The sequence below is a fragment of the Falsirhodobacter halotolerans genome (assembly GCF_022899245.1).
GTDB classification, from domain to species: Bacteria; Pseudomonadota; Alphaproteobacteria; order Rhodobacterales; family Rhodobacteraceae; genus Falsirhodobacter; species Falsirhodobacter halotolerans.
The window spans coordinates 911,886-931,625 of record NZ_JALJAZ010000001.1; the positions used below are offsets into that span (position 1 = coordinate 911,886).

The 19,740-nt window shown below is 65.8% G+C and carries 20 protein-coding genes; 13 read left to right on the forward strand and 7 right to left on the reverse strand.

All coding sequences use genetic code 11. The features are described from left to right. Positions 1 to 2 precede the first annotated feature (2 nt). The 4 genes from MU449_RS04775 to MU449_RS04790 are packed head-to-tail and all read left to right on the forward strand — an operon-like array spanning position 3 to position 4,356. Entirely contained in the window at positions 3 to 962 is a 960-nt protein-coding gene (locus MU449_RS04775; RefSeq protein WP_244736856.1) for a carbohydrate kinase family protein, read from the forward strand. Positions 963 to 979: 17 nt separating this feature from the next. After that, complete coding sequence (locus MU449_RS04780; protein WP_244736857.1) at positions 980 to 1,732, forward strand: SDR family NAD(P)-dependent oxidoreductase; 753 nt, start codon at positions 980 to 982, stop codon at positions 1,730 to 1,732. Between the two features lie 7 nt (positions 1,733 to 1,739). Next, positions 1,740 to 3,194 (forward strand): aldehyde dehydrogenase family protein, encoded by a 1,455-nt coding sequence (locus MU449_RS04785; RefSeq protein WP_244736858.1) that lies wholly within the window; start codon positions 1,740 to 1,742, stop codon positions 3,192 to 3,194. Position 3,195: 1 nt separating this feature from the next. Further along, positions 3,196 to 4,356, forward strand: coding sequence for a YbfB/YjiJ family MFS transporter (locus MU449_RS04790; RefSeq protein WP_244736859.1), 1,161 nt, complete (start codon positions 3,196 to 3,198; stop codon positions 4,354 to 4,356). A gap of 449 nt (positions 4,357 to 4,805) precedes the next feature. Here the strand turns inward: MU449_RS04790 and MU449_RS04795 are convergent, their stop codons facing one another. From MU449_RS04795 to MU449_RS04805, 3 genes are all read right to left on the reverse strand, one after another. Continuing rightward, positions 4,806 to 5,261, reverse strand: a complete 456-nt coding sequence (locus MU449_RS04795; protein ID WP_244736860.1) for a (R)-mandelonitrile lyase — start codon at positions 5,259 to 5,261, stop codon at positions 4,806 to 4,808. A 79-nt stretch (positions 5,262 to 5,340) separates the two neighbouring features. Beyond that, positions 5,341 to 6,420 carry an alpha/beta hydrolase gene (locus tag MU449_RS04800; protein ID WP_244736861.1) on the reverse strand — a complete coding sequence of 360 codons (1,080 nt, stop codon included), beginning with the start codon at positions 6,418 to 6,420 and terminating at the stop codon, positions 5,341 to 5,343. Between the two features lie 408 nt (positions 6,421 to 6,828). Then, positions 6,829 to 7,566, reverse strand: coding sequence for a carboxymuconolactone decarboxylase family protein (locus tag MU449_RS04805; RefSeq protein WP_244736862.1), 738 nt, complete (start codon positions 7,564 to 7,566; stop codon positions 6,829 to 6,831). A 224-nt stretch (positions 7,567 to 7,790) separates the two neighbouring features. Here MU449_RS04805 and MU449_RS04810 point away from each other — a divergent pair, with 224 nt between their 5' ends. From MU449_RS04810 to MU449_RS04825, 4 genes are all read left to right on the forward strand, one after another. Beyond that, a complete protein-coding gene (locus tag MU449_RS04810; protein ID WP_244736863.1) occupies positions 7,791 to 8,837 on the forward strand; it encodes an NAD(P)-dependent alcohol dehydrogenase in 1,047 nt (348 codons plus the stop codon). 28 nt (positions 8,838 to 8,865) lie between these two features. Beyond that, the gene (locus MU449_RS04815; protein WP_244736864.1) at positions 8,866 to 9,261 is read left to right on the forward strand and encodes a (R)-mandelonitrile lyase; all 396 of its coding nucleotides are present in this window, start codon (positions 8,866 to 8,868) and stop codon (positions 9,259 to 9,261) included. Positions 9,262 to 9,309: 48 nt separating this feature from the next. Then, entirely contained in the window at positions 9,310 to 9,657 is a 348-nt protein-coding gene (locus tag MU449_RS04820; protein WP_244736865.1) for a cyclophilin-like fold protein, read from the forward strand. 324 nt (positions 9,658 to 9,981) lie between these two features. Continuing rightward, positions 9,982 to 10,830, forward strand: coding sequence for a LysR family transcriptional regulator (locus MU449_RS04825; RefSeq protein WP_244736866.1), 849 nt, complete (start codon positions 9,982 to 9,984; stop codon positions 10,828 to 10,830). A gap of 365 nt (positions 10,831 to 11,195) precedes the next feature. Here MU449_RS04825 and MU449_RS04830 read toward each other — a convergent pair whose 3' ends face one another. After that, a complete protein-coding gene (locus MU449_RS04830) occupies positions 11,196 to 11,540 on the reverse strand; it encodes a winged helix-turn-helix transcriptional regulator (protein ID WP_244736867.1) in 345 nt (114 codons plus the stop codon). 146 nt (positions 11,541 to 11,686) lie between these two features. Here MU449_RS04830 and MU449_RS04835 point away from each other — a divergent pair, with 146 nt between their 5' ends. Continuing rightward, on the forward strand, positions 11,687 to 12,694 hold the full coding sequence (locus tag MU449_RS04835; protein ID WP_244736868.1) for a zinc-dependent alcohol dehydrogenase family protein: 1,008 nt from the start codon (positions 11,687 to 11,689) through the stop codon (positions 12,692 to 12,694). Positions 12,695 to 12,789: 95 nt separating this feature from the next. Here the strand turns inward: MU449_RS04835 and MU449_RS04840 are convergent, their stop codons facing one another. Beyond that, positions 12,790 to 13,689 (reverse strand): homocysteine S-methyltransferase family protein, encoded by a 900-nt coding sequence (locus tag MU449_RS04840; protein WP_244736869.1) that lies wholly within the window; start codon positions 13,687 to 13,689, stop codon positions 12,790 to 12,792. Positions 13,690 to 13,844: 155 nt separating this feature from the next. Between MU449_RS04840 and MU449_RS04845 the strand changes: the two genes are divergently transcribed. Both MU449_RS04845 and MU449_RS04850 read left to right on the forward strand, forming a co-directional pair. Next, positions 13,845 to 14,795 carry an NAD(P)-dependent oxidoreductase gene (locus tag MU449_RS04845; protein ID WP_244736870.1) on the forward strand — a complete coding sequence of 317 codons (951 nt, stop codon included), beginning with the start codon at positions 13,845 to 13,847 and terminating at the stop codon, positions 14,793 to 14,795. A gap of 14 nt (positions 14,796 to 14,809) precedes the next feature. After that, entirely contained in the window at positions 14,810 to 15,556 is a 747-nt protein-coding gene (locus MU449_RS04850; protein WP_244736871.1) for a class II aldolase/adducin family protein, read from the forward strand. A 33-nt stretch (positions 15,557 to 15,589) separates the two neighbouring features. On the opposite strand, the gene MU449_RS04855 is transcribed toward MU449_RS04850, so the two are convergent. Together MU449_RS04855 and MU449_RS04860 are read right to left on the reverse strand one after the other, a co-directional pair. Then, a complete protein-coding gene (locus MU449_RS04855) occupies positions 15,590 to 16,783 on the reverse strand; it encodes a pyridoxal phosphate-dependent aminotransferase (RefSeq protein ID WP_244736872.1) in 1,194 nt (397 codons plus the stop codon). A gap of 15 nt (positions 16,784 to 16,798) precedes the next feature. Then, on the reverse strand, positions 16,799 to 17,446 hold the full coding sequence (locus tag MU449_RS04860) for a TetR family transcriptional regulator C-terminal domain-containing protein (protein ID WP_244736873.1): 648 nt from the start codon (positions 17,444 to 17,446) through the stop codon (positions 16,799 to 16,801). Between the two features lie 211 nt (positions 17,447 to 17,657). Between MU449_RS04860 and MU449_RS04865 the strand changes: the two genes are divergently transcribed. After that, positions 17,658 to 18,845: a M20 metallopeptidase family protein gene (locus MU449_RS04865; RefSeq protein ID WP_244736874.1), complete on the forward strand. Its 1,188-nt coding sequence runs from the start codon at positions 17,658 to 17,660 to the stop codon at positions 18,843 to 18,845. Between the two features lie 32 nt (positions 18,846 to 18,877). Next, positions 18,878 to 19,738 (forward strand): transporter substrate-binding domain-containing protein, encoded by an 861-nt coding sequence (locus MU449_RS04870; RefSeq protein ID WP_244736875.1) that lies wholly within the window; start codon positions 18,878 to 18,880, stop codon positions 19,736 to 19,738. Positions 19,739 to 19,740 lie beyond the last annotated feature (2 nt).

Here is a 19,740-nt window from a genome sequence, read left to right on the forward strand (position 1 = left end):
ACATGCCACGTTTCGACGTCAGTTCCATTGGGTTCTACGTGCTCGACATCCTCGGGCGGCCCGTGACACGCATCCCCGAAGGCGGACGTGCCGATTACATCGACGAGATCCGGATGACCGTCGCCGGCACCGCCGGGGCCACCGCGATGGATTGCGGCATCCTGGGCCTGAAGACTCAGGCCGTCACCACGCTTGGCGCGGACGAGATGGGCGATTTCATGATCGCCAAGCTGAACGGATACGGGGTGGATACCGGCTTGATCCAGCGGGACGGATCGGTCCAGACATCCGCCACCATCCTGCCGGTCCGTCCGAACGGCGAGCGTCCGGCCCTGCATGTGCCGGGCACGGCGGCCACCTTCACCATTCCCGACGATCGGCTGGAGGCGGCGCTGGATGCGCGGATCGTCCATCTGGGCGGCACGGGCCTGCTGCGTGCCTTTGACGGGGCACCCACGCTGGCCATGCTGGCGCGCGCCAAGGAACTGGGCCGCATCACCACCTTCGACCTGATTCAGGCGACGCCCGCCGTCTGGGCGCTGGTGGAGCCGATGCTGCCGATGATCGACTACTTCATTCCGTCCATCGAAGAAGCGGCGGCGCTTGCGGGCACCGACGATCCCGCGCAGGCGGCGGCGTTCTTCAAAAGGTGCGGTGCGGCGAACGTGATTCTGACCTTGGGCGGGGACGGTGTGCATGTTTCGCCCGCCGAGGGGGCGGATTTCGCGCTGCCCGCGCATGACATTCAGGTGGTCGATACCACCGGCTGCGGCGACAGCTTCTCGGCCGGGGTGATCACGGGGCTGGCGAAGGGATGGGACATTCACCGCACGGCACGCTTCGCTTCGGCGGTGGCGGCGAAGGTGGCGATGGGCCTCGGCTCGGACGGCAAGCTGGTGTCGTTCGACGACACGCTGGCCGCGATGGAAACGCTGCCGGTGCGCGGCACGAAGGCGGCTTGAAGGGGGAGGGGATGACAATGGAACCTAGAAAAACCGTTCTGGTGACGGGCGCAAGCCGGGGCATCGGCCGTTCGCTGGCCGTGGGCTTTGCCAAGGCCGGATATGATGTGGCGATCACCGACCTGCCCCGAGAGGAGGCGGCGATGCAGGACACCGCCGCCTTGGTGACCCAGGCCGGCGGCAAGGCCCATGTGCAGGGGGTGGACGTCTCGGATGCGGGTTCCGTCAAGGCCGCCATCGCGGCGCTTCTGGAACGGGTGGGCCGGATTGACGTGCTGGTGAACAACGCAGGTATCCTGAAAACCGTCATGCTGGACGAGATCGAGGAGACCGTCTGGGACGCCCATTTCGACGTGAACGTGAAGGGCGTGCATCTGATGTGCCAGGCCGTTCTTCCGGCGATGCGGGCGCGCAGGTCGGGGCGGATCATCAACATCGCCTCCATCGCAGGGCGGCTGGGGGTGCCCAGTCAGGCGCATTACGCGGCGACGAAGGCCGCCGTCATTTCGCTGGCCCGTGTGATGGCGCGGGAATACGGGCCCGAGGGGATCAACGTCAACGCGCTTTGCCCCGGCATCATCCTGACCGAGATGGGCAAGAACAACCTCGGCACCGAGGAGGCGGTAAAATACTGGGAGACCCAGACCGCCTGCCGCCGTCTGGGCCAGCCCGAGGACATCGTGGGCCCTGCGGTCTTCCTCGCATCCTCGCAAGCGGATTTCGTCAACGGCCAGTCGCTGAATGTCTGCGGCGGCCTGTATTTCCATTGAGGCGCACATGACCGATTTCAAATTTCCCCTTCCTCGCCACGATGCCTTCCTGATCGGTGGTGCTTGGGTGGCGCCGAAGGGCGGCGAAACCCACACCCTCGTCAATCCGGCGGACGAGACGCGGATCGCGGACATCCCCATGGCGAACGAGGCGGATGTGAACGCCGCCGTCGCCGCCGCGACCGCCGCCTTCGATGGCTGGGCGCAGACCCCGGTGGACGAGCGTCGCCGCCTTCTGGCCCGCTTGCTGGACCTTTACAACGGTGCCTATGAGGAGTTGGCCGAACTGATGACCCGCGAGATGGGCACGGTGCGCAGCTTTTCCTCGGCGGCGCAGTCCTGGGTAGGCCAGCAGCATCTGGAGGCGACGCTTCGCGCCATGGACGGCTTCGTGTGGGAGGAAAGCCGCGGCGATATGCGCCTGATCCGCGAACCCGTGGGCGTCTGCGCGCTGATCACGCCCTGGAACTGGCCGATGAACCAACTTGTGGTCAAGGTGGCCCCCGCGCTGGCGGCAGGCTGCACGATGGTGGCGAAACCGTCCGAATTCTCGCCCCTGTCTTCCCTGCGCTTTGCCGAACTGGTGATGGAGGCGGGCATCCCGCCGGGCGTCTACAACCACATCACCGGATCGGGACCGATTGCGGGGGCGGCGCTGTCGCGCCACCCGGACGTGGCGATGGTGTCGGTCACAGGCTCCACCCGTGCGGGGATCGCCGTGGCGCGCGATGCGGCCGAGACGGTGAAGCGCGTGCATCAGGAACTGGGCGGCAAATCCGCCAACATCATCCTGCCCGATGCCGATCTGAAGGCCCGCGTGATCGAGGGGGTGGAGACCTGCTTTTCCAACTGCGGTCAGGCCTGCAAGGCACCTGCACGGATGCTGGTGCCCCATGACCGGATGGACGAGGCCGCCGACATCGCCCGTGCCCATGTGGAGACGATCCGCGTCGGCAACCCGATGGACGCCGACACCGCGCAAGGCCCCGTCGTCAACGCCCTGCAATACGACCGCATTCAGGACCTGATCCAGGCGGGCATCGACCAGGAGGGCGGGCGCGCGCGGCTGGTCATCGGGGGCACAGGGCGCCCCGACGGGCTGAACGCGGGCTATTACATCCGGCCCACGGTGTTTTCCCACACCGATCCGAAATCCCGCATTGCGACCGAGGAGATCTTCGGCCCCGTCCTGACCATCATTGGATACGAGGATGAGGACGAGGCGATCCGCATCGCCAACGATACCGTCTATGGCCTGTCCGGCTATGTCCAGAGTGCCGACACGGAGCGTGCTCGCCGCGTCGCCCGCCGCCTGCGCTGCGGCACGGTGTTCATCAACAATGCGGACTGGACGGCGGACATGCCGTTCGGCGGCTATGGCCAATCGGGCAACGGTCGCGAACATGGAGAGTTCGGGCTGGCCGACTTCACCGAGCTGAAAGCGGTGCTGGGTCACGGCTGACATGCGCGTCATCTGGATCGCGCTGGGCCTTGCCTTGGGCCCGGCGGTGGCGATGGGTCTGGGGCGGTTCGCCTACTCGATCCTGCTGCCGGCCATGCGCACGGATCTGGGGTGGAGCTATGCCCAGGCCGGTTGGATGAACACGGCAAATGCCGGGGGATATCTTGTGGGCGCGCTTCTGGCCCCGCTTCTGGTCGGCCGATTTGGCGCGGGGCGGGCCTTTCGGGGCGGGCTTGTCGTGCTGGTGCCCGTCCTTGCTGGGCCGGTCTGCTTTCACGGGGATACGGCGCTGCTCCTGTGGCGCGGTCTGGCCGGGATGGCCGGGGGTGTCGTCTATGTCACGGGGGGCCTTCTGGCCATTGGGCTGGCGGGGGGCGGCACGGCGGGCGTCCGGGTGGTCGGCCTGTTCTATTCCGGGTCGGGGATCGGGCTGGTCGTCGCGGGCGCGGCCCTTCCACCGATCTTGGCCGTGCAAGGGGACGGGGGCTGGCTGACGGGTTGGCTGGTCGTGGGCCTCTTGGCGCTTCCTTGCGCCGCGTTGGCAGCCATCGCCGCTTTCAGGGCCGAACGTCCGATGGCGACCCGTGCGCTGCCCCTTCGGATCGGTCCCGCCCTTGTCCGATCCCCGTGGATGATCGCGGGATACATGCTGTTCGGCATGGGCAGCATCGGCTACATGACATTCATCTATGCCGCGATCACCGCAGGGGGGGACTGGACGCGCGGCATGACGTTCTGGGTCCTTCTGGGAAGCGCCTCCGTCGCCGCACCCTGGGTCTGGTCCGGGCTCCTGGGCCGAATGCGCAGCGGGCGTGCCTTCGCGCTGGTGCTGGCGGTCGCCGGGGCAGGGACGATCCTGCCCTGGATGTCGGACGGGCTGTTCGCGATCGTCCTGTCAGCGCTGTGTTTCGGGGGGAGTTTCTTCATGTCGGTCTCAGTCACCTCGCTTCATATCAAGCGCGCCTACAGTCCTGAAACCGGAGTTGCGGCGGTGTCGGCCTTCACGCTGGCGTTCGGCATCGGGCAACTCATCGGCCCGCCCCTGAACGGCGCTCTTGCCGATCACGGGGTCGCGTTGGCCGCATCGCTTCTGGTGTCGACCGCCCTCATCCTGCTGGGCGCGATGATCGGCGGGGCGCAGCGTGACCCCCAGACCGAGTGACCCGAGATTGCCACAGGATCGTGTCGAAAAACGTGGGCAGCGCGTGCGGCATTTGCCGATCCTGCGCGGCTCAACTTGGCCTGATCGGCCTCAGGTGAGTGGTCGGCTTTTGATCCAAGGTGACGATGGTTTCCGGGGCTGGTGCGCCATGCGGGTTGTGGTCGTTTCGTATAAGAATGCCCATCCAGTATTCGGTCAGAATTTTGTTCTTCACTGCGGCTTGAACCGGACACACCGACGGGGGGCAGGCCACAGCCCAAAGGCGAAGGGCGCCGAAGTTTCGTTGCACGGATTTGCGGTTCCCCGTGGGGCGTCCCTTGCGATCATTTGGTCCGACGTCTGGTAAGATGCCGCATGACGGGTCCATCACAGGGCTGTTCGACGGTGCCGAGCGCGGATTGAGGTGAACAAGGCCAACCCCGGGGCGATGACCCCCGGGCGTCATGGCTTCAGCGGCCATATTCCTCATCGGTCACCAGATCGCCCCAAGCCACGGCCGAGCCGTCCTCTGCCGCCTGGATGGCGATATGGGTGACGGGGGTGCTGTCCGTGGCGCCATGCCAGTGGTTCACGCCCTCAGGGGCGAAGACCACATCGCCCATGCGCATGACCTGCTTCTCCTGCCCCTCTTCCTGATACCAGCCGGTCCCGGAGGTCACGATCAGGTATTGCCCGACCGGATGGGTGTGCCAAGCCGAGCGTGCGCCGGGCATGAAGGTCACCTCGCCTGCGCTGACATCGTTCATGACGGGATCGAAGACCGGCGCGACGTGGACAGTGCCGCTGAACGTGTCGCTGCTGCCGGTCTGGCCGCCCCGTTCCAGCGCGGTGCTGTGTTCCATCTGCTGCGCCTGCGCCAGCGGCGCGGCAAGGATCAGGCCGAGGGTTGCGAGGGTGGTCTTCATGGGGTCGTCTCCTTGATGGATGAGGCGGCCGAGGGCCAAGGAAGTGGCCCGCCCGGAGGGCTCGGGCGGGCGTAGGGTCTTACGCCAGATGGCCTTCGAAGAAGCTCTGCAGGCGGGCGAAGGGGATCACGTCCTTGCGGTCGTAGAGATCAACGTGATCGGCACCGTCGATGATCACCAGCTCCTTGGGCTCGGCGGCGGCGGCATGGGCGTCTTCGCTGAAGTAACGCGAATGGGCCTCGGAACCGGCGATGATCAGAGCCGGGCGGGGGGCGATCTCATGCACATAGGTCAGTTGCGGCATGTTCATGAACGACATGGGCGAGGTGACGTTCCAACCGCCGTTCGAGTTCAGCGAACGGGGGTGATAGCCGCGATCGGTCTTGTAATAGGCGTGATACATCCGCGTCACCGGGTCATCGACGCCGTCGAGACTGTCCGGCAGCCCGCCCGCCCGCGCGGGCGCGTCGTCCGAGGCCGCGTCCTCCCACCGCTGCAGGCTCATGGCGCGCAGGGCTTCCGCGCGGTCTTCGGGCGTCATCGCGTCGTTGTAGCCACGCGCCATGACGCGCGACATGTCATACATGCTGGTGACAGCCACGGCGCGGACGCGCTTGTCGGCCGCCGCGGCGTTCAGGGCCATGCCGCCGAACCCGCAGATCCCGATCATACCGATCCGGTCGCGATCGATCCCGTCCTGAAGCCCCAGGACATCCACCGCGGCCATGAAGTCCTCGGTGTTGATGTCCGGCGAGGCGACATAGCGCGGCATCCCGCCGCTTTCGCCGATATAGGACGGATCGAAGGCAAGGGCCGCAAAGCCCCGCGTGGCCATCTCCTGCGCGTAAAGACCGGCGGCCTGTTCCTTGACCGCGCCGAAGGGGCCGGCAACGGCAATCGCCGGCAGAGGCGCATCGCCGCGATCGGCCGGCAGGTAGAGATCGCCGACCAGCGCGATGCCGTAGCGGTTCGTGAAGCCGACCTTGCGGTGGGTGACCCGGTCATCCTGCGGGAAGGTCTTGTCCCAGGCCTCGGTGGCTTCGGCCAATGCGGCCTCCGCACCAAGCGACGGCAGACCCAAGGCGACCGCGCCGACGCCCCCCGCAAGCAGCAGGTTGCGACGGTCGGGGTTCTGAGGGTGCAGATCAGTGTTCGTCATGTGTGGTGCTCCTGAATGATATCTGACAGGCAAGATGGACCGCCGCTGGTGGTCGGATAAGGCGGGCCATCTTCATTCCTCCCATGAATATGGTTCATGGATCCTGTGCTTCGCCTAAGCTGCGCCATTCATACGAAGGCCGCTGAGAGGTTCCGCGAGGATGGCCTGCCCGATCAGGACGCGGCGGGGCGGCATCCCGCACGCCCCACAGGCACAGGCTGGCGGCATCCATATCATGCCGCCATGAATATCGAAGTCCGCAGGCTCTGTTCTGTCCGCGCGCCTCCGATACTGACCAACATCTGGGCATGTGACTCCCCTAGACCCGGATCGCCCTCGGCGATGACGCGTCTCAATGCGGCGTCCCGGCGAAGGATTTGAAGCACGGTGTTGATGGGCCGACGCCTCTCAACGTGCGTCCAGAACCTCCTTCACCACCGGACCTGCCGAAAACGCGGCAGGCCATCCCGAGTAGAAGGCGAGATGTGTCACGACCTCTCCGGCCTCCGTCGCCGTCAGGCCATTTGCCAAGGCGCGATTCAGGTGTCCCGACAGCTGTTCGGTTTGCCCGAGTGCGATCAACGAGGTGATGGTCACGAGACTGCGATCCCTTGGCTCCAAGCCGGGACGCAACCACACTTCGGCAAAAAGCGGGTCGGTGGTAAAGGTCGCCAGACCGGGCACCGCATCACCAAGGAGGTCGTCGACCGCTTGCACGCGCGTTGCTTCGCCATCGGCGTCCTGCGGCAGAAGTTCAACCTCGCGGCCTGGAAGATCGGCCGGCACCACATCCCGTGCCTCGAATGCGGCTGCGATGATCGGCGCTGCGGCTTGGGCTGTGCCGACACCGGCATAAAACGCGAGATGGGTCACGATCTCGGACAGCTCGGTCGGCGTTACTCCGTTGGCGAACGCACGATCCACCTGTGCGGGCAGATCGGCCGTCTGCCCCCGGGCGATCAGCGCCGATACCGTGACGATACTGCGATCGCGAGGTGCGAGGTGCGGGCGGGACCAGAGATCGCTGTCCACGGTCGTCGTCAGGTAATCCTGAAGGGCGGGGGACACGGCACCGAGGGCCGCTTCCTGAGCAAGCGCAGGCATCGAGAATGACATGGCAAGGGCGAACGGGGCAAAGCGTTTCACGGGTGTCTCCTGTTATGCGGCATTGGAGACTATGATCCACGATTGCCGCAGAACAAATGAGCCAGTCTCATATCTGATAGTATATCCTCGTATCTAATCTTCCTTCGGCGCGCCCCATATGTTCGATGGCCCGGCGCGACCCGCCCGCTCTCAACGCGACGACGGACCTCGTCATGAAAGACGGACGCCATCATATCCCGCAATGGACGGAAAAAGGACCCATCATGACCATACTCGCCATCGGCACTGCCGCCAGCGATCAACCGCTGGACCGCATGGAAATCACCCGCCGCGATACCGGCCCGCATGACGTGCGCATCGACATCGCGTTCTGCGGCATTTGCCATTCGGACATTCACACCGCGCGCGGCGAATGGCCCGGCACGATGTATCCCTGCGTTCCCGGGCACGAAATCGTGGGCCGCGTGGCCGAGGTCGGTGCCCATGTCACCTCGCACAAGGTGGGTGATCTGGTTGGGGTCGGCTGCATCGTCGACAGCTGCCAGCATTGCGAGGAATGCGCCGACGGGGCCGAGAATTATTGTGACAACATGGTCGGCACCTATAACGCCCCGACCGACGATCGCCCCGGCCATACCCTTGGCAGCTATGCCAAGGGGGTGGTCGTGCATGAGCGTTATGTTCTGAAGATCACCCACCCCGAGGAACAGCTGGCCGCCGTGGCCCCCCTGCTGTGTGCGGGCATCACCACCTATTCGCCGCTGCGGCACTGGAAGGTCGGGCCGGGAATGAAGGTGGGCGTCGTGGGCATTGGCGGGCTTGGCCATATGGGCCTGAAGCTGGCCCATGCCATGGGCGCGCATGTGGTGGCCTTCACCACCTCGGACAGCAAGCGCGAGGCGGCCAAGGCCCTTGGCGCCGACGAGGTCGTGTTGTCCCGCAACGCCGACGAACTGGCGGCACATGCAAAATCGTTCGATTTCATCTTGAACACGGTCGCGGCGCCGCATGATCTGGACGCCTTTCTCACGCTTCTGAAGCGGGACGGCACCATGACGCTGGTGGGCGCGCCCGCATCCCCCCACCCCTCGCCCAATGTGTTCAACTTCATCATGAAGCGTCGCAGTCTGGCCGGATCAATGATCGGGGGCATTCCCGAAACGCAGGAAATGCTGGACTTCTGTACCAATCATGGGATCGTCTCCGACATCGAGATGATCCGCGCGGACGAGATCGAGCCCGCCTATGACCGCATGGTGAAGGGCGACGTGAAATACCGGTTCGTCATGGACATCGCCACACTGGGCTGAGGCCCCCATCCCATCGAAAGGACATCTTATGAAAATCATCCGCTCCGGCACCAATCCTTCCGCCAAGGGTCCCGAGGAGTATTTCACCGGCACCGTTCGCGTCGATCCGCTGTTCACCGCCGAGGAGCCCGGTCGCACATCGGGATCGCATGTCACGTTCGAGCCCGGTGCCCGCACGGCGTGGCACACGCACCCCGCGGGCCAGACGCTGATCGTGACCTTTGGCCGGGGCCGCGTGCAGCGTGAAGGCGACGTCGTGGAAGAGATCCGTCAAGGTGACGTGGTCTGGTTCCCCGCCGGGGAAAAGCACTGGCACGGTGCCGCTCCCGATACGGCCATGAGCCACATCGCCATTCAGGAAAGCATCGACGGCACCCCCGTCACCTGGATGGAAAAGGTCTCTGACGAGGATTACCAAGGCTGAATCCCATCCTCCGCGCCTTCGGGCGCGGGGTCCCGAAGGGAGGGAACGTTGAAACTGAATGTCATTTTGGGTTCGACTGTGCTGTCCGCCACTTTGAACGACAGTCACGCCGCGCGCGATTTTGCCGCCATGATGCCGCTGGATCTGCACCTGAGCGATTATCACGGGGTGGAGAAGGTGTCGGACCTTCCCCGCCGCCTTGCGACAACTGGGGCGCCCGGCCGCTATGATCCGCGTAGGGGCGATATCACGCTCTACGCGCCTTGGGGCAATCTCGCGCTCTTTTACGAGGACGCTCCCGCCGCCGCTGGGTTGGTTCCCCTCGGCCGCTTCGACGGGCCGGTCATGGCCCTGAGGAACGCGAATACCGTGCGTTTCGAGGTGGCGGCGGACTGACCTCGGGCGTTCCGGCCCCTGCGGCCGGGATGCGTGCTTGGACCAAATCCCGGCGCGCAGGAGGTATCGTCAGTTGGGGGTGAAACCGCCGTGGCCTTGCCGATGGCGACCGGCAGGCGGAGAACGAACGCTCACGCCGCTGCTGTGTTCGCGCATGTGGCGCCTGATAATGGCCCAGATCACCCACAGGCGGACGCCCGCGTCGCCCTTCAAAAGACCCATTTTGGACAGAATGGCCTGATGGCCGACTGGAAAGGCCCTGCACGATATGCAAGTTTCAAATGATCTATGTGTGGTGGGGCAGCGCGCGGGAGGGAGATGCGGATGCTACGTGAAAACATCACCGACCTGATCGCCTTCGCCACCGTGGCCCGGGAAAGCAGCTTCACACGGGCGGCGGGCCAGCTTGGCGTTTCACAATCTGCGCTCAGCCATTCGATCACAGGGCTGGAGAAGCGGCTTGGCCTGAGGCTCCTGACCCGGACGACACGAAGTGTCGCGCCGACCGACGCCGGTGAGCGGCTGTTGCAGACGCTGGCACCACGGCTTCAAGAAATCGAACTGACGCTGAAGGACATCGCCGACATGCGGGAGGTCCCCGCAGGCACCATACGCCTTACCGTCCCGGATTTCGCGGTCGAGAAACTCCTCTGGCCGCGACTGATGCCGGTTGTCATGGCCTATCCGGATGTGAACCTTGAAATTGTCGTCGATTACAGCCTGACAGATATCGCGGCGGATCGGTTCGATGGAGGGGTCCGCTATGGCGACTCCGTGTCGCAAGGGATGATCGCCATGCCCATCGGGCCGGATGTCCGCCAGCTTTGTGTCGCGACGCCCGATTATCTGGACCGTCGCGGGCGGCCAGGCGTTCCAAACGACCTGTTGCACCACAACTGCATCAACGTCCGTCTTCCATCTCATGGGGGCATCTACAGCTGGGAGTTCTCGCAGGGGGGGCGCGATCTGCGGATCAGGGCGCCCGGCCAGCTCACGTTCAACTCCGCCGCCCCCATGCTGGCCGCAACCCTTGACGGGGCTGGCATCTGCATGTTGCCGGATTTCTACGTCGCCGAGCATCTTGCATCCGGGCACCTGCAAACGGTGCTGGAGGATTGGTGCCCGCCGTTCCCCGGCCTGCATCTTTTCTATCCCAGTCGACGGCACTCCTAGACGGCGTTCAGCTTGGTTCTTGACGCCTTGAGGTATCGGCCCTGAGGAAGGAAACGTCGTGCGGCTCCGATTGCAAGGTTGGAGATGACCGATGATTTGGCGTGGTCTTGCTGGCATCGCATCGTCATGAGTTCGTTGCACCCGGCGCGTAGCCCACAGAGCTTCAACGTGCCAATCGCGGCCATGATGTCAGCGCGGTCCGCCACAGGGCCATGGGCCAACATTATCCGTGTTCGATCCGAAACATACGTATTTATTCGCTTGGTCCGGACATCCCCTCCGCGCCCTGACCGCGGCGCGGAACAACACTCCCCGGTTTCGCCGAACACCCGTGTGCCGGAGGGGGCCGTGTTCGCCTTTGGCGGTCACCCCGTTCCGGTGTCCGTCGATACGTGTGTCGAATAATGCGAACCCCACTCGCGCATCGCGACCAGAACCGGTTCCAACGACTGCCCCAGCGGCGTCAATTCATAGTCCACGCGCGGGGGAACTTCGGCGTGCACCGTGCGGGTGATGATCCCGGCCTCCTCCAATTCGCGCAGCTGCAGGGTCATCATGCGTTGCGTGACGGACGGGATCGCGCGCCCCAGTTCGCTGAACCGCATTCGCCCCTTCAGCAAATGGAACAGGATGACCGGCTTCCACGTGCCACCCATGACGGAAAGCGTCACCTCCACCGCGCAGCCGCTTTTGCCGTTCAACCGCCGCATCGTATTTGCCCCCAAGCCATTCGCCACGGACACTTACATTTATGTATGTAGCGGCGCAATATGTGCGTTCTTGAAGATTTCGACGCGGTTCCCCTACTAGGCAGGGACGGCCACCGCATAACGCCGGCCAAGTCTTGGGAGAAACCATGAAAGCGATCCGCCTTGCCGCCGCCGGTGGCCTTGAAAACCTGCATCTGATCGATCTTCCCGAACCGCCGGCCCCCGGGGTGGGGGACATCACGGTCCGCATTCGCGCAAGTTCCTTGAACTATCACGACCTGATGGTCGTCACCCACCCCGAGGCCGAAGGGCGCGACCGCATTCCCATGTCCGACGGGGCGGGCACGGTCACGGCGGTGGGGGACGGCGTGACCGAATTCGCGGTGGGCGACGCGGTGGTGTCCTGCTTCTTTCCGCAGTGGCAATCGGGTCGCAAGGTGCCCACCGATTTCGCGGCAACGCCCGGGGACGGCGTTGACGGGTTTGCCTGCGAAAGCGTGACGCGGCCTGCGACGGCCTTCACCCATGCCCCCGAAGGCTACAGCCATGAAGAAGCGGCGACCCTGACGACGGCGGGTCTGACCGCGTGGCGGGCGCTGGTCGTGGATGGGGGGATCAAGGCGGGCGACACCGTGTTGGTGCTTGGCAGCGGCGGGGTGTCGGTCCTGGCCTTGCAGATGGCGCGGTCCATGGGGGCGCGGGTGATCGCCACCACCTCCAGTGCCGCGAAGGCGGATCGCTTGCGCGCGCTTGGGGCCGAGACGGTCATCAACTACAAGGAGACGCCCGAATGGGGCGATGCGGTGCTTGCGGCCACGCATGGGCGCGGCGTCGATATCGTGGTTGAGGTGGGCGGCCCCGGCACCCTTGCCCAGTCGATCCGGGCCTGCGCCCCCGGCGGGCATATCGCCCTGATCGGCGTGCTGACCGGCTTTGGCGGAGAGGTGCCGACGATCGAATTGATGTCGAAGCAGCAAACGCTACAGGGTCTGATCGTGGGCAGCCGCGAGCATCAGGAGGATATGGTCCGCGCGCTGGGCGGGTTCGACTGGCGTCCGGTCATCGATCGGAGCTATCCGCTGAACAAAATCGCCGAGGCCTTCGCCCTGCAAAAGGACGGGCAGCATTTCGGCAAGATCTGCCTGACCATGTGACGGGCCTTTCGGGCGGGGTTCCGGCGGAAACGTCAGGCGGCGGCTTGGCAGGCCCCGGCCCCCCCCGCAACCTCAAAGGATGCGGGGGCGGATCCTCAGTGCCGGTGTTGGTCGGTCAGCGCATGGATATGCTCGGCCCCGATCCCGCAGCAGCCGCCGATGATGGTGGCCCCCGCCGCCGCCCAATCGCGGGTCCATCCGCAATAGGCGTGCGGATCGAGATCGTCGCGCACATCGCTCACGACATCGTTCGCATCGCCATCCTCGTCCTGCGAGGCGAAGGCGTTGGCATAGACGCCGATCTGCAGATCGGCCCCCAGATCGGCCAGCACCTGCCGCGTTACGGCGATGGCGGGGCCCATTACTTCGGGCATGGCGCAGTTGAACAGGATCGCCTGCGCCCCCACCGAATGGGCAAGGCGCACCGCGTCGGCCACCCGCTCTCCCGACCGCAGAAGCGGTTCGGGCAGGTCCGCCAGCACACCGCCGTCGCGCAGCGTGAAGGAAATCCACAGCGGTTTGTCGCTGTCGGCCACGGCCGTCGCGGCGGCCTGCGCTTCGGCAAGGCTGGAGGTGGTTTCCGCCAGCCAGAGATCGACCGAGGGGGCAAGGCCGGTCACCAGAACCGAAAGGTAGTCCTGCGCGGTGTCCGCGCGGAAATGCTCGGGCCGGTAGGAGCCGAAGACCGGCGGCAACGATCCCGCGACACGCGTGCCGGGGGCCGCATCCGCCGCCTCCCGTGCCAGCCGCCCGGCCAGCGCGGCAAGATCGGCGGCCTGATCGCGAAACCGATCCTCGCCGATGTGATAGGGCACGAGGGCATAGCTGTTGGTGGTGATGACCTGCGCGCCCGCCTTGATGAAGCGGGAATGGGCGGCGGTCACCGTTTCGGGGGCCTCCATCAGGGCCAGCGCCGACCATTCGGGCTGGCGGAAGGGGGCGCCGCTGCGCTCCAGCTCGCGGCCCATGCCGCCATCAAGGATCGTGATCGCCATGTCGTCTTTCCTTCGCACCCGTGACGCTGTGCCTCGCTCCTATCTGGATGTGTTCCATGCAACAAGGTGGGGGGCCTTCCATATCTGCGACGGTTGACTGGAATTTGATATACAAACGTGCAACAAGGGCGCGACCGACGATTTCAGGAGATGTCATGACCACACCTGTCCATGGGGTGTATCTGAGCGATATGCTGGATCTCGACGCGCTTTACGGCGACGCACTGGCGGCCTTGGGGCCGGATGTCGTTCTTCATCGGCCCGAGGATGTCCGCGATCCCGACGCGATCCGGTTCGCGATCTGCTGGTTGCCGGGGGCGGGGGCGTTCGCGCGGTTTCCAGGGATCGAACTGGCCATGTCCATCGGGGCGGGGGTGGATGCCCTGCTGACCCATCCGGGTGTGGGGCCGGACACGCAGATCGCCCGGGTGCGCGACCCGTATCAGGCGTCGTTGATGGCGGGCTTTGCCGTGCATGAGGTGCTGCACGTCCGGCGCGGGTTCGATGCGATGGCGCGGAACGCGGCCCGGGCCGAATGGCGGCCCCCCGCGCTGACCTCGCCGGATGCCACCACGATCGCGGTGCTGGGGGACGGCACGATGGGGCGGGCGGTGTCGGTGGCGTTGCGCCAGCTTGGGTTCGATGTCCGCATCGCCTGCCGCTCGGTCCCGCAGACCCCGGCGGCGGGGTGCCGATATTTCACCGGGCCGGAGGCGGTCGCCCAGGCGGCCGAAGGCGCGCATGTCCTGATCAACGTGCTTCCCCTGACCGCCGCCACGGAAAACGTGCTGGATGCGGCGCTGTTTGCGCGGCTGGCGCGGGGCGCGTGGCTGGTCCAGATCGGGCGGGGTGAGCATCTGGTCGAGGCGGATCTGACCGCCGCGCTGGCGGCGGGCTATCTTGCCGGGGCCTCGCTGGACGTGTTCCGCACCGAACCGCTGCCCGCCGATCACCCGTTCTGGCGCGACGACCGCCTGCGGATCACGCCGCATGTCGCCAGCGATTCCATCCCCGAGGTGGTGGCACGGCAAGTGGTGGAAACGGCGCGCGAACTGGCGGAGGGGCGCCCCCTGACCCTTGGCATCGACCGGGCCCGAGGCTATTGACGAAGGAGATTTCCATGACCACCGACATCAGCGCTGCGGAATGGCAGACGCGCGTGGATCTGGCGGCCTGTTACCGGCTTGCCGCGCATTTCCGCCTGACGGACCTGATCTATACCCATATCACCGCCCGCGTGCCGGATGCGGAGGGGCATTTTCTGATCAACCCTTACGGCTTTTCGTGGGAGGAGATCACCGCCTCCTCGCTTGTGAAGATCGACGTGGAGGGGAACAAGGTCGGCGCGTCGCCGCACAACGTGAACCCGGCGGGCTTTACCATCCATTCGGCCATTCACCGCGCCAATCACGATGCGGCCTGGATCATGCACACCCATTCGCGCGCCGGGGTGGCCGTCGCCACGACCGAGGAGGGCCTGCTGCCGCTGAACCAGATTGCGCTGCAGTTCCATGATCGCGTCTCCTATCACGATTACGAGGGGATCGCGCTGGATCTGTCCGAACGTGACCGGATCGTGGCCAGCCTGGGGGACAATCCGGTTCTGGTGCTGCGCAACCACGGGCTTCTGACCACGGGGGCCACGGCGGCGCAGATGTTCAACACCATGTTCTATCTGGAACGGGCGTGCGAGATTCAGGTGGCGACGCTGTCGATGGGCCAGCCGTTGCGGGCCGTGCCGAAGGACGTGGCCCGCCATGTCGCCAACCAATATGCCGGCAGCATGGGCGAGGATGACGATGTGGCGCTGGAATGGGCGGCGCATCTGCGGCTGCTGGACCGGATCGCCCCCGATTACCGGGAATAAGGCGTGGGTGGCCGCCCAAGGCGGCCACCGACATCAGGCGTGTTCGGGGGTGTTCTGGCGGGCAAGGCGCGACGCCAGGGCGGCCATCCGGCCAAGCGCGTCGCCCAGCACGTCATCGGGCACGGTCAGGGCCACGCGGATCAGATGCCCGGCCCGGCTGCCGAAGGCCGAGCCCGGCATGATGGCGACGTTCTCCTCCTTCAGAAGACGCCAGCCGAACGCCTCGCCATCCAGACCTGTGGCGGACACGTCCACCATCATGAACATGCCGCCCTGCGGCAGGCAGGCCGAAAGGGCGGGGGTGGCGGCCACGATCCCGTGGGCCAGCCGCGCCCGGCGGCCAAGGGCGGTGCGCAGCCGCTCCGACGTGTCGTAATCCCCAAGAAGCGCCGCCTCGGTCATGTCGGCGATGAAGGGCTGGTTGCCGAACAGCATGGTTTCCGAAATCGGAAGAAGCCGCTCCATGAACGGCGCGGGCCCGATCGCCCAGCCGCTGCGGAAGCCCGTCGCGGCATGGCTTTTGGAGATGGAGGAGACGACGATCGTCCGCTCCCGCAGCTCTGCCATTTCAAGCGGAGAGACGAATTCCCCGGCGAAGATGAGGGACTCATACACCTCGTCGCAGACGATCCACAAATCGTGCTCGATCGCGACCTGCCCGATGGTCCGCATGGTGGCGCGGTCGATCACCGCCCCCGTGGGGTTGTGCGGGGTGTTCAGCAGCAGAACGCGGCTTTCGGGGGTGACGGCGGCGCGCAGGTCGTCGGGATCGAGCACGAAGTCACGCTCCATCCGCAGGGGGACGGGTTGCACGTGGGCGCCGGTGGTGCGGACCACGCCGTCATAGGTGGCGTAGTAGGGGTCGCCGATCAGCACGCCGTCGCCCTTGTCGGTCAGGGCCAGTATGACCGCGAACAGCGCGGTCTGGGTTCCGGGAAAACACAGCACGTTCGAAGGCCCGATGCCCGGCATCCGCGGGGCATAGGTTTGGCACAACGCCGTCACCAGCCCGGTTTCCCCCCGCCCGTTGGAATAGCGGGTGCGCCCGCCGCGCATCGCGTCGGCACAGATGTCCACAAGGCCCGGATCGGGGGTGATGTCCGGCTCGCCCACGGTAAGGGCGATGATCGCCTCCCCCCTGGCCGTGCGGTCGCGGGCGGCGTTGTGAATGGCCCATTTGTCGCCGCCCAGATCCTTCAGGCGGTCGGTGATCGGTGCAAATCGCATGGTCATGTCCTTTCGTCAGCGCGTCAGGTGGCGCGTCAGGGTGGTGTCGGGCAGGCGCAGCAGACCTTCGGCGGCCGTCAGCGCGATGGTGGGCAGGCGCGCGGCGTCGTAAAGGCCGTGCCCCAGGGATCCCTCCAGCCACAGCCCGTCGATCAGGCCGTTCAACGCGATGGCCAGCCCTTGGCAGGTGGCGGGGTCGGCGGGGCGGTCGTGGGCGGTCAGTACTGGATGGATGAGCGCCTCCAGCACCTGCAGAAACTCGCGATAACTCTCGCGGTGGATTTCGGCATACCGGACATCGTCGCGGATATGGCCGATGAACGTGGCCCAGAGCGAGACGTTGCGCACCGACAGGTTCGGGCGCGTCAGGTTGGCGGCGATGAAACGGGCCAGCGCCTGTTCGGGCGTGTCCGAGGCGCCTTGCGCCGCATCGGCCGCCCGCCCGGTCAGACGCCCCATCAGATGGGCATAGGACGCCCCCACCATATCGTCCTTGGACTGGAAATAATGGCGGATAAGCCCGGCGGACACGCCGGCCCGTTCGGCGATCCGCCGCACGCTCGCCCCCCCCATGCCGTCTTCGGCCAGACAATCCAGCGTCGCATCCAGCAGGGCGTTGCGCCGGACATCCTCCCCAAGCCGTTGATAGCTGCGACGGGTCATGGTGTGCCTTTCACATGCTGCTTGAATTTCCGGCAAGAGCGGGCTTAATCGCGCCGTTCGGAAGGGTAAGTCCGTCCCGTGGCGGTTTTTCCCTTTCATATCCGTGGTCGTTTTAATATACAATCGTATAACAACACGAAATATCAGCGGCACGCCAACCCGGTTTCCGGGGTGCGGTGCCGCATGTTGACCCATCTGGGAAAGGAAACGCATGTCCACCCTCGCCAATGATCCGGCCCCCCGCATCGACGCCCTCGTGCGCCAGGTGGAGGAGCGGATCGTCGCCTTGCGGCGCGACATCCACGCCCATCCCGAAACCGGCTTCGACACCGTGCGGACGGCCGGGCTCGTGGCCGACGAACTGCGCGGCATGGGGATCGAACCGGTGACGGGGGTGGGCCGGACCGGCGTCGTGGCCGAGATCGAGGGGAGCGGGCCGGGGCCCTGCCTGATCCTGCGCGCCGACATGGACGCCCTGCCCATTCACGAGATGACGGGCCTGCCCTATGCCTCCACCGTTCCGGGCAAGATGCATGCCTGCGGGCACGACCTGCACACGGCGGCGCTTCTGGGGGCGGCCTCGGCGCTGAAGGAACTGGCCCCCACGCTGCGCGGCAAGGTGCGGCTGGTGTTCCAGCCCGCCGAGGAAACGCAGGAAAGCGGCGCGGCGGCAATGGTGGCCGATGGGGCCGCCGACGGGGCGGACATGGCGATCGCCTTTCACAACCGCCCGGAACTGGAGGCGGGCCGCATTCTGCTGACGCGCGGCGCCTCCACCGCATCGAGCGACGAATTCAAGGTGGTGATCCGGGGCGTGTCGGGACACGCGGCGCGGCCCCACGCGGCGGTGGACCCGATCGTGGGCGCGGCCCATGTCATCACCCAGCTTCAGACCGTCATCTCGCGCGAGATGGACCCCGCGATGTCCGCCGTGCTGACCATCGGCCATATCGAGGGCGGGCAGACCCAGAACATCATTCCCGACACCTGCATGTTCGAGGGCACGGCCCGCTGCCGCTCGCCCGAGACGCGGGACCGGGTGGAGGCGTCGTTCCGCCGCATCTGTGCGGGGGCGGCCGCCGCGATGAACCTGCAGGCCGAGGTGGACTATATCCGCGGCGTGCCGCCGTTGATGAACGACGACAAACTGGTGGACACCGCCAACGACGCGCTGTCGGCCCAGTTCGGCGCACCCGCGCTGGTGGAACAGGGCGAGAGTTTCGGGGCGGAGGATTTCTCCTATTTCTCCGAACGGATGCCGTCGATCCAGATCAATGTCGGATCACGTGTTGCAGGGCGCGACGACCGCGTTCACAACTCCGACTATCAGCCCGACGAATCCTGCATCGCGACCAGCGCGATCGCCCTGACGCGCATGGCTGTGACCCTGCTGGCCTGAGGCCGATGACCCATAAGACGAGGATAAGATACATGACCACCCTTCGCCGCGCCGCGTTGCGCGCCACCATCGCCGCCACGGCCCTTTTCGCCGGTGTTCAGGGCGCCTTTGCCGACCTGTCCGACCGCACGGTGGTTTTCGCCACCGAAGGGACGTTCCCCCCGTCCAACATGACGCGGCCGAACGGCGAACTCTATGGGTTCGAGATCGACCTCGTGAACGAGATCGCCGCGCGCGCGGGCTTTGACGTGCAGTTCATCGCGCAGGCTTGGGACGGCATGATCCAGGGTCTGGTCGACGGCAAATACAACGCGGTCGTCGATGGGGTCAGCATCACGCCCGCCCGGCAGGAGGTGGTGGACTTCTCGCTGAACTACACCACAGGCGGATCGACCTTTGTCGTGATGAACGAAAGCGGGCTGGTTCTGCCGCAGCAGGGAGAGATGGCGGATCTGGATGATGAAGCCGCCATCAACGCCACCACCGACGCCGTGGCCGAAGTTCTGAAGGGCAAGACGGTCGGTGTTCAGCAGGCCACGATCCAGTCGGCCTTCCTTGAGGAGTTTCTGGTCGGGCGTGGCGTGGATGTCCGCACCTATCCCAACGGGCCGGACGTGTATCAGGACCTGCTGACCGGGCGTTTGGATGCGGGCATCGCCTCGGTCACCAACGTGCCGGCCTTTCTGGAGCGGAACGAAGGCGTCGCGATGGCGACCGGGCCGATCTTTGCCGGGGGCGTGATGGGCAACGGGTCCGGCGTGGCGATCCGCAAGGGCGATACGGAACTGAAAGAGGGCATCGATGCCGCGCTGCGCGACATGGTGGCCGACGGCACGCTGAAGGACCTTTCGGAAAAGTGGTTCGGTCTGAACGTCACTCCGACGGAATACTGAGC